Raw genomic sequence first — 9,845 nt, 5'->3', positions numbered from 1 at the left:
CGGGCGGTGGGGCTGGGCGGGGGCGTTGAGCGCCATGGATGGCGCGAAACGAGGCCCGCAGGAGCGGCTTTTGCCGTCCCCCGCACAGCCCCACCGCCCGGCCCAAACCCAGTTCCATCTTGAAAGCCACCCGCGAGGGGGTCCCACCCGTTCGACGACCTCCCCCCTGCACACCATCCAAATGCCTGCTTCGCACCGCGTGCACGATGAACGGGCAACCATGCCCGCGTGAACGACATTCCGCCCTCTGCCGCTGCACGTACCTCCCGCTGGCGCCCGCGCCGTCCGACCACCAAGCGGGGGCAACGCTGGCTCGCCGTGCTGGTGTTCCTGCTCGCCGCGATCCTGTTGCTGATCGCCTTGTGGGACTGGAACTGGTTCAAGGGGCCGGTGGAACGTATCGTTCAGGCCAAGACCGGGCGTGCTTTGCAGATCGGAAACCTGGATGTCGACCTCGGATGGGTGACCACGATCCGCGCCGACTCGATCACCTTCGCCAATGCCGAATGGGCCAAACAGCCGAAGATGGCGAGCGCGGATCGCGTGGAAATCGACGTGCGGGTGTGGCCGCTGCTGCGGGGCAGCGTGCAGCTGCCGGAAATCCGGCTGACCCGCCCGGATGCGTTGCTGCAGACGGCGCCCAAGGCCGATCAGGCCGGCAATTGGGACTTCATGGGCGAAAGCAGCGGGGGCGAACCGCTGCAGTTGCGTCGGCTGCATATCGACGACGGGCGCCTGCAGTTCCTCGACGAACGTGGCCGCACCGATATCCAGGTCGCCGTGCGCAGTGGCGAGCCCAAGCAGGTGGATGCTGCGCCACCGCTGCTGGTCAGTGGCAAGGGCGAGTGGCAGGGCAATGCATTCACGCTGAGGGGAAATACCGAATCCCCACTGGAACTGACCCACAGCGGGCAGCCATTCCGGATCCACCTTGACGGCCGCGCGGGCGCGACCCACGCCGTGGCCAGCGGCACCCTGATCAACCCCTTCCAGTTCCAGACGTTCAAACTGCAGTTCCGGTTGAGTGGACAGGATATGGAAGACCTGTATCCCCTGCTGGGCATCGCCCTGCCCTCCACCCCGCCGTATCGCCTGGACGGCCAGTTGAGCCGGGACCACCAGGTCTGGCAATACCAGAAGTTCAACGGCACCGTTGGCGACAGTGATCTCGGCGGCGATGTGAAGGTGGAAGTCGGTGGCGAGCGCCCGCGCCTGACCGCCAATCTGGTATCCAAGCGGCTGGACTTCGACGATCTGGCCGGATTCGTCGGCGCACCGCCGAAGACCGGCGGCGAAGAGACCGCCAATGCCGAGCAGAAGGCTGAAGCGGCGCGGCTGGCCGCCAAGGCGACGATCCTGCCCGACACGCCGTACAACCTCGGCAAGCTGCGCTCGATGGACGCCGACGTGCGGTTGCGGGCACAGCGGATCAACGCCCCCAGCCTGCCGCTGGACGACATGGACGCGCATCTTTTCCTCGATGACGGCCTGTTGCGATTGGAACCGCTGAACTTCGGCGTGGCCGGCGGCGACATCCGCAGCACCGTCCGCATGGACGCACGCCGCCCGCAGATCGCCACGTCACTGAAGGCCAGCGTGCGCCGCGTGCAGCTTGGCCGGCTGTTCCCGGATGCGAAGCTGGCCGAACAGGCCTCTGGCGGCATCGGCGGGGAAATCGACCTCACCGGCAACGGCAACTCCATCGCCGCCATGCTGGGTAGCAGCGATGGCACCGTGGCCGTCGGCATGGGCAAGGGCCATGTCGGCAACCTGATCATGGAACTGGCCGGGCTGGACGTTGCCGAATCCCTGAAATTCCTGTTCACCGGCGACAAACAGATACCGCTGCGCTGCGCCTTCGCCGACTTCGGGGTAAAGGATGGACTGATGGACAGCCGGGCGCTGGCGGTGGACACCACCGACACGCTGATCGTCGGCGAAGGCACGGTCAACCTGAAGAACGAACAGATGGACCTGCTGCTGAAGCCGCGTCCGAAAGACATCAGCATCCTGGCGCTGCGCTCACCGTTGCGGATCAGTGGCACCTTCAAGGATCCCGGCTTCCGGCCGGACTTCAAGGCACTCGGGCTGCGTGGTGCGATCGCGCTGGCACTGGGCAGCATCGCCCCGCCGGCCGCCTTGTTGGCGACCTTCGAACCCGGCCCGGGCAAGGACAGCGACTGCGGCGGCAAGTACGCGAAGTAAGGGTAGTGACGGCCGCTGGCCGTCAAACCCACCAAGCCTCACCCGGCCACGATGTACTGCTGCAGCTGTTCCAACTCCTGCGCCTGTGCATCGATCACCGCCTTGACCAGGTCACCGATGGAGATCACCCCCAACACCTTGCCGTTTTCCACGACCGGTAGATGGCGGATGCGGTGATCGGTGACCATCTGCAGGCAATGCGCCACGTGCGCCGTAGGCGCGACGGTCACCAGCTTGGCCGTCATGATTTCTTCTACCCGCGTATCGCGCGAGGAGCGGTCCCGCAGCACGATCTTCCGCGCGTAATCACGCTCGGAAAGGATGCCGGCCAGCACCGGGCCATCCATCACCAGTACCGCGCCGATGCTTTTTTCCGCCATCAGCCGGATCGCTTCGATCACTGCCGTATCCGGCCTGACCGCATGCACTTCAGGAGACTTGCCGTCCAACAATTGCCGAACTGTTGTCATCTGCCTGCCCTCCCAGGGTGGGTTGCCCCCCGGAGTCTGCCACGCCCGGGGCGATGCAGTTGTCAAGCAGGTACAGCGGGCGCTGCTTGGACTCTTCGTAGAGCCGGCCCAGGTACTCGCCGATCAGCCCCAGCGCGATCAACTGCACCCCGCCCAGGAACAGGATCACGGCCATCATCGTCGGCCAGCCGGCGACGCGGTCGCCGTACAGCGCCGCCTTCACCACCACGCCCATGGCGAACACGAACGCGCCTGCAGCGGTCAGCAATCCCAGATAGGTTGCCGCCCGCAGCGGCACGGTGGAAAAGCTGGTGATGCCTTCCAACGCGAAATTCCACAGTCGCCACAGGCTGAACTTGCTTGAGCCCATCACCCGCGCATGGCGCTGGTAGGGCACTGCGATGCGCTTGTAGCCGACCCAGCTGAACAGGCCTTTCATGAAGCGGTGGCGTTCGCGAAGCTCGCCCAGCGCCCGCAGCGCGCGGGATGACAACAAGCGGAAATCGCCGGTGTCGGCGGGGATCGGGGTAGGCGACAGCCGGCCGATCACCCGATAGAACATGTTCGCCGTGGCCCGCTTGGTCCAGCTTTCCCCGGCGCGGGCCAGGCGCGTGCCGTATACGTTGTCGTAGCCTTCGCGCCAGCGCGCGACGAATTCCGGGATCAACTCCGGCGGGTCCTGGCAGTCGGCATCCAGGATCATGGCCGCGCCTTCGCGCACCTGGTCCAGCCCGGCAGTCAACGCGGCTTCCTTGCCGAAGTTGCGCGACAGCCGCAGCGCCGAAACCCGCGCATCCTGGCGCGCCAGCTCGCAGATCACCTGCCAGGTCCGATCGCTGCTTCCATCATCCACGTACAGCATGCGGCCGTCGACGTCGGCCAGGCCGGCGAACACGGCCGACACCCGCTCGTGCAGGTTCGGCAGGGCCTCTTCTTCGTTGTAGGCGGCGACGACGACGGTCAGTGGTTCTGGGCGCATCGCAGGATTGTACTTAGTCATCCTGCAGATACCCGCCGCCGCCCAGTTGGCGCGCCTGGCGCTGGATCCAGTTCGCCCTGCGCTGTACGTAAGGGCCCGGCCGTGCTGCGTTGTAGCGACGCGGCGCCGGCAGCACCGCCGCCAGTCGCGCGCTCTCGCCAGGGGTCAAAGCCGACGCGTCCTTGTTCCAGAACCGCCGCGATGCCGCCTGCGCGCCGTAGATGCCATCGCCGAACTCGGCGATGTTGGCGTACATTTCCAGGATCCGGTGCTTCGGCCAGAACGTTTCGATCAGCAGCGTGTACCAGACCTCCAGGCCCTTGCGCAGCCAGCTGCGGCCCTGCCACAGGAACAGGTTCTTGGCCACCTGCTGGCTGATCGTGCTGGCACCGCGCACCCGGCCGCCACGCGCATTGTGGTCACGCGCCTTCTCGATCGCCTGCAGGTCGAAGCCGTTGTGCAGCGGGAAGCGCTGGTCTTCTGCGGCCACCAGCGAAATCGGCAGGCTGGGCGCCATCTGTCCGAGGTCGCGCCACTGGTGGTGCAGGCGGTACTTCCCGTCGCCCTGCCCCAGCGCTTCGCCGTATCGCCAGACCATCACCGCGGAAAGCGGCGGATCGACGAACCGCAGCACCAGCACCTGCAGCACGCTGAACGCAGCCAGCAGCACCGGCAGCCACAGCAGACGCCGCCAGCGCCAGCGCGGCCTTGCCGCGACAGCCTCTACCTTGTGGTTCTGGTCCCCTGGCCCCATTGATGGCTCACTCTTCTTTCAAACGGTTGTCGGCACATTATCCGGCAAGCCCCCTCCCTTATATACGCGCGGCCCCGAATCCATGACCGACCACACCGACTCCCTGTTCCGCTTCCTGCTCCCCGATGCCGGCGTTCGTGGCGTACATGTGCGCCTGCAGGACACCTGGCAGGAGATCCTGTCGCGCGGCGACTACCCGGCCGTGGCCGCTGGCCTGCTGGGCGAGGCCACGGTGGCCGCGGCGCTGTTCACCGGACACACCAAGGTCGATGGGCGGCTGTCCATCCAGCTGCGCAGCAGCAGCGCACTGCGCACGCTCTTCGCCGAATGCACCGCCGCCGGCACCCTGCGTGGCATTGCACGGGTGGCCGACGGTGAGGACGCGCCGCGTGAGCTGACCGCGCTGGGCGATGATGCCGTGCTTGCCATCACCATCGAAAACCCCGGTCTGGACCCGCGCGAACCGCAGCGCTACCAGAGCCTGGTCGGACTCACTGCAGCCAGCCTTGATGAGGCGTTCGAAGACTATTTCCGCCAGTCCGAACAGCTGCCCACCCGGCTGCTGCTCGCCGCCGACGGACAGAGCGCTGCGGGTCTGCTGCTGCAGAAGCTGCCGGGCGAAGAAGGCGATGCCGACGGCTGGACCCGCACCAGCGCCCTGTTCGAGACGCTGGGCAAGGCCGAGCTGCTGGCCACCCCGGCCGAGGAGCTGGTACGCCGGCTGTTCCATGAAGAACAGCCGGAGGCGATGGGCGACAAGCCGCTGCGCTTTGCCTGCTCATGCTCGCGCGAGCGGGTGGAGGCCATGCTGCAGTCTCTGGGCGAAGAAGAGGCCCGCGCCGCGGCAGAGGCAACCGGGTCTGTTGATGTGAAATGCGAATTCTGCGGACGGGAGTATCACTTTCCTTTGACGGAATTCGGGATACTGTTCCACGGTGCCGGAGCTTCCGTGCCGGCCCCTGAGCGGCTTCAGTAACCGTTTCCGCCCCAGCCTGCCGACCATCTTCGCGAGTTCGTGTTCTGGGGAGGACAACGACTTGTTAAAGAATCATAAACAGCCTAGTCTCGAGTTCCCGCCTCTGCGGGAACTTGCCCTGCATTCGACTGTCTGACTGGACCCATGCCGAACTTCCTGCGCCTGCCACTTGCCCTGCTGATCGCCCTCGGGACGGTCACGGGCGCACATGCGCAGGCCAAGGACACCCGCACGGTCATCCCGGTCTGGAACAAAGGCAGCGGCAAGGTCGAAGCCCTGCTGTATCTGGAGCCTACCGGCGAACAGATGGCCGGGGCGCGCTGGCATTTCGGGCGCAGCTCGCTGGATGCGGCCTTCGGCTTGTCCTCCGGCGATTCGCTCGGACTGCTGTGCAACAGCAGCCGCGGCACCAGCATCAGCGGGCTTGCCAGTCATTGCATGCTGGCCAGCCTGGGCGATGACGAAGACACGCTGTCACGCCGATTCAGCGCCACCGCCGCGTTCAACCGCGCCGGTGGGCGGGTGGGGCTGACCGCCGGCGCTGGCCGCGACACCCTGCCGGCGTGGCTGGCAGGACCGAACAAGTCGCCCTCGCTGCGTGCCGAACAGAACGATCTCACCGTGTTCGGCCAGAAGAACATCGGCCGCGAAGGCTTTGTGTCCATCGGCGGTACCTACGCCAAAGCGCGCCTGGTGCCGTTGGCTGACGCGGCGCCATCGATCGTGGATCGCTGGGACAGCAAGAGCATCAGCATCGGCGCAGGCTATGGGAACTTCAGCGGCAACATCATCGGCCGCGTCGTCGATGTGCCCGGCCAGCCCGGCAAATGGGAACGCCTGGGCGTCGGCTTGACATGGCGTACGCCGTGGTCTGGGCAGTTGACGGTCGGTGCGGAGAACGTCGTGAGCCGTGGCAAGAACCCGTTCTCACCACGCAATGAGAGCAACGACGACGGCACGGTTCCGTACGTGCGCTACGAGCAGGATCTGTAACGCACTGATCCGTATGGTTAATTAAAGACGCCGCCCCGAATTCCGGGGCGTTTTCGTTTGGGCGCCAGCTGAACGGGTTTGCCGAATTTCACCAAAATCACGCGAATCATTAACAAAGCTTTAATTTTCGAAAAGACGGAAGTAGTATCGGGATCAGCCCAGCGATTTTTGGAAGCGCCATTCGCTTTCGTCGCGGGCCACACCACGTAGCTACCAAGTCCACTTGGAGAGAGAGCCCAATGAACCGCAACAGCAATAAACTGCGTGACGCCGTCGTCATCGCGCTGATCACCAGCGCTGCAGGCACCGGCGCCGCCGTCGCGCAGGAAACCTCCGGCACCACCAACCTGGACCGCATTTCGGTCACCGGTTCGCGCATCCGTCAGGTCGACGTCGAAACCGCCCAGCCGGTGCTGACGATTTCGCGCCAGGACATCCAGAACCAGGGCTTCAGCTCGGTCGCGGACATCCTGCAGAACATCTCCGCCGCGGGCAGCCCGTCGTTCAGCCGCGCTTCGCCGCTGACCTCCAACCAGGAAGCCGGCGGTCAGTACATCGACCTGCGCAACCTGGGTCCGCAGCGTACGCTGGTGCTGGTCAACGGCAAGCGCCTGGGCATTTCCCCGGACGGCTTCCAGGACGTGTCGACCATCCCGACCGTCGTCGTCGAGCGCATCGACGTACTGAAGGACGGCGCCTCGTCGATCTACGGTTCGGACGCCATGGCCGGCGTGATCAACATCATCACCCGCAAGAACTTCGACGGTGCTGAAGCCAACTTCTACACCGGCCAGTACAGCGAAGGCGACGGCAAGAAGGAAACCGCCGATTTCATGGTCGGCTTCTCCGGTGATCGTGGTTCGGTCACCGTCGGTGCCGAGTACCACAAGGAAGAGGCCGTCTGGGCACGCGACCGCTTCTTCTCCGATGACACCTACCCGGGCTACCCGGAGTTCTCGACCACGACCGTGGGCCAGTATGGCAACTACAACCGCCTGGCGAACCAGTTCAACCGCAACGCCGCAGGCGCGCTGGTCCTGAACGCCGCAGGTGCACCGGTCCGTCGTACTGCCGCATGGTCGGTCGCCAACCAGGGCAGCGACGCCATCGGTGCCGGTGACTTCCACCCGCAGAGCGCCACCGACGTCAGCAAGTCGTCCGACCAGATGCACCTGCTGACCCCGCTGGAACGTCGTTCGCTGTACGTCAACACCAACTACGACATCACCGACAACGTCCGCTTCACCAGTGACCTGTCCTACACCAAGCGTGAGTCGAACCGCCAGATCGCCGGTTACCCGCTGCAGTCGTCCGCCACCGGCACGCCGATGGCCGGTGCCGTCTACCGCACCAATGCCGACGGCAGCCGCACCTTCGTCAGCAACGGCAGCTACTTCAACCCGAACGGCAATGCCGACCTGTACCAGGCCGATGTCGCCGGAGTGGTCGGTGCCAATGGTCTGCCGCTGGTCAGCCAGACCAACAACGTCGACTTCCGTCGTCGTGGCTGGGAAGTTCCGCGTACCACCGACAGCGACCTGACCACCTGGCGCTTCACCGCCGGCCTGGAAGGTGCGTTCGAAATCGGTGACCGTTACTTCAACTGGGACGTGGGCTACCTGTTCAACGAAAACCAGTCGAACATTACCAACAACGGCAACTTCCACATCCCGTCGCTGCGTAACGCAGTCGGTCCTTCGTTCCAGAACGCCCAGGGCCAGATCGTCTGCGGCACCCCGGGCAACGTGATCGCCGGCTGCACCCCGTGGAACCCGTATGCTGGTTACGGCGCAGGCGGCGAGCAGTACTCGCTGGCCGATCCGAACGTGCAGAACTACCTGTTCCGCGAAGAGCATTCGACCGGCAAGACCACCACCAACAACTACTTCGCCAACCTGTCGGGCACCATCGTCCCGCTGCCGGCTGGCGACCTGGGCTTCGCGGTGGGTTACGAATACCGCAAGGAAGACGGCGCGTTCAACCCGGACGCCATTGCGCAGTCGGGCGAATCGACCAACCTGGCATCCGGCCCGACCTCCGGCGCCTATTCGGTTGACGAGTTCTTCCTGGAACTGAACATCCCGATCCTGGCTGACCTGCCGTTCGCCAAGGAACTGACGCTGGACGTGGCGACCCGCTACTCCGACTTCAACACCTTCGGTGACACCACCAACAACAAGTTCGGCCTGAAGTGGCGTCCGATCGACGACCTGCTGCTCCGTGCCACCTATGCCGAGGGCTTCCGCGCCCCGACCATCGGTGACCTGTACGGCGGCACCTCGCAGACCTTCACCACCGGCTTCGCCGACGTCTGCGACAGCATCTACGGCTCGGCTCGTGGTTCGGCCCGCTGCCTGGCTGACGTCCCGGCCAACTACCGCCAGCTGCGCCAGGGCTTCGTCCCGACCGCCAGCGTCGCTGACCAGACCCCGGTTCCGTTCACTGCAGGCTCGAATCCGAACCTGACGCCGGAAATGTCGGAGTCCAAGACCGTCGGTTTCGTCTACAGCCCGAGCTACGTCAGCGGCCTGACCGTCGGTGTTGACTGGTGGAGCATCCGCATCGACGACACCATCGTCACGGACAGCCCGAACCAGATCCTGGAAGACTGCTACATCGGCCTGGTCGAATCGCGCTGCTCGCAGTTCACCCGTGACCCGAACAACGGCTTCATCGTCGGCGACCTGGTGTACGGTAACCGCAACGCCGGTTACACCGAAACCGAAGGCTTCGACGTCGATATCGGCTACGGCCTGGATACCGATTTCGGCCGCCTGACCGCCAAGTGGGCAACCACCTACGTGGGCAAGTACGAGACCAAGGCAACCAACGACGCCGACGTCATCCCGAGCCAGGCCAATGGTTACGGCAGCACCTTCCGCGTGCGGTCGAACTTCAACCTGGGCTGGACGCTGAACGACTGGTCGGTCAACTGGGGCCTGCGTTACTACTCCGGCACCAAGGAAGACTGCTACTTCGACGATCGCTGCAGCCTGCCGGACTTCCAGGCTCCGGAAACCCAGGGCACCATCACGCCGATGAACGAAACCGGCAGCGTGACCTTCCACGATCTGCAGGTGTCCTATGCAGCGCCGTGGAACGCCAACATCTCGGTCGGTGCCAACAACGTGTTCAACAAGGTGGGCCCGCTGTTCTTCTCGCAGCAGAACTCCAACTTCGCGTACTACGGCGGCTGGGACATCGGTCGTTTCATCTACCTGAAGTACAACCAGAAGTTCTGATCGATCACTGATCAACAACGTCTGAAACAACGGCCCCGAAAGGGGCCGTTGCTTTATGCGGGGCAGTGGCTCCTCCAGCACGCAAGCACGAAAAAAGCCGCTTCGCAGCGGCTTTTTCTTCTTCATCTGACCCGTCCTGAATTGGGTTGACACCTTTTCCCTCTGGAAAAGGAATGTTCAATGAAATCAACAATCAGGCGCAGCCAACGGGATTACTCGCTGGCCT

At 64.6% G+C, this 9,845-nt stretch carries 7 protein-coding genes; 4 read left to right on the top strand and 3 right to left on the bottom strand.

Going from position 1 to position 9,845, the window contains the following annotated elements; translation table 11 throughout:
• The first annotated feature begins 228 nt into the window (after positions 1 to 228).
• Complete coding sequence (locus SOM47_RS17610; protein WP_414715828.1) at positions 229 to 2,205, top strand: AsmA family protein; 1,977 nt, start codon at positions 229 to 231, stop codon at positions 2,203 to 2,205.
• A 38-nt stretch (positions 2,206 to 2,243) separates the two neighbouring features.
• Here the strand turns inward: SOM47_RS17610 and SOM47_RS17605 are convergent, their stop codons facing one another.
• From SOM47_RS17605 to mtgA, 3 genes are read right to left on the bottom strand one after another with little or no spacing between them, the layout of a single operon-like run.
• Positions 2,244 to 2,675, bottom strand: coding sequence for a CBS domain-containing protein (locus SOM47_RS17605; protein WP_320506285.1), 432 nt, complete (start codon positions 2,673 to 2,675; stop codon positions 2,244 to 2,246).
• Entirely contained in the window at positions 2,635 to 3,654 is a 1,020-nt protein-coding gene (locus tag SOM47_RS17600) for a glycosyltransferase family 2 protein (RefSeq protein ID WP_320506284.1), read from the bottom strand. The genes SOM47_RS17605 and SOM47_RS17600 overlap by 41 nt, the downstream gene beginning before the upstream one ends.
• Before the next feature lie 13 nt (positions 3,655 to 3,667).
• A complete protein-coding gene (gene mtgA / locus SOM47_RS17595; protein WP_320506283.1) occupies positions 3,668 to 4,408 on the bottom strand; it encodes a monofunctional biosynthetic peptidoglycan transglycosylase in 741 nt (246 codons plus the stop codon).
• Between the two features lie 82 nt (positions 4,409 to 4,490).
• On the opposite strand from mtgA, the gene hslO reads away from it, so the two are divergent.
• The 3 genes from hslO to SOM47_RS17580 all read left to right on the top strand — a co-directional run bounded on the left by hslO (position 4,491) and on the right by SOM47_RS17580 (position 9,619).
• Positions 4,491 to 5,384, top strand: coding sequence for an Hsp33 family molecular chaperone HslO (gene hslO, locus SOM47_RS17590; protein ID WP_101116108.1), 894 nt, complete (start codon positions 4,491 to 4,493; stop codon positions 5,382 to 5,384).
• A 144-nt stretch (positions 5,385 to 5,528) separates the two neighbouring features.
• Positions 5,529 to 6,377, top strand: a complete 849-nt coding sequence (locus tag SOM47_RS17585) for an XOO1806 family protein (RefSeq protein WP_320506282.1) — start codon at positions 5,529 to 5,531, stop codon at positions 6,375 to 6,377.
• A 239-nt stretch (positions 6,378 to 6,616) separates the two neighbouring features.
• Positions 6,617 to 9,619: a TonB-dependent receptor domain-containing protein gene (locus tag SOM47_RS17580; RefSeq protein WP_320506281.1), complete on the top strand. Its 3,003-nt coding sequence runs from the start codon at positions 6,617 to 6,619 to the stop codon at positions 9,617 to 9,619.
• Positions 9,620 to 9,845 lie beyond the last annotated feature (226 nt).

It is taken from the genome of Stenotrophomonas sp. CFBP8980 (assembly GCF_034046095.1).
GTDB classification, from domain to species: domain Bacteria; phylum Pseudomonadota; class Gammaproteobacteria; order Xanthomonadales; family Xanthomonadaceae; genus Stenotrophomonas; species Stenotrophomonas lacuserhaii.
The sequence above is the reverse complement of the archived record's forward strand: the minus strand, read 5'-3'. Positions and strand labels throughout refer to the sequence as shown.

What these genes read in the sequence shown, in the direction of transcription:
- mtgA (WP_320506283.1), bottom strand. Translation starts at nt 4,408, where the DNA reads ATGGGGCCAGGGGACCAGAACCACAAGGTAGAGGCTGTCGCGGCAAGG.
- hslO (WP_101116108.1), top strand. Translation starts at nt 4,491, where the DNA reads ATGACCGACCACACCGACTCCCTGTTCCGCTTCCTGCTCCCCGATGCC.
- SOM47_RS17600 (WP_320506284.1), bottom strand. Translation starts at nt 3,654, where the DNA reads ATGCGCCCAGAACCACTGACCGTCGTCGTCGCCGCCTACAACGAAGAA.
- SOM47_RS17580 (WP_320506281.1), top strand. Translation starts at nt 6,617, where the DNA reads ATGAACCGCAACAGCAATAAACTGCGTGACGCCGTCGTCATCGCGCTG.
- SOM47_RS17605 (WP_320506285.1), bottom strand. Translation starts at nt 2,675, where the DNA reads ATGACAACAGTTCGGCAATTGTTGGACGGCAAGTCTCCTGAAGTGCAT.
- SOM47_RS17585 (WP_320506282.1), top strand. Translation starts at nt 5,529, where the DNA reads ATGCCGAACTTCCTGCGCCTGCCACTTGCCCTGCTGATCGCCCTCGGG.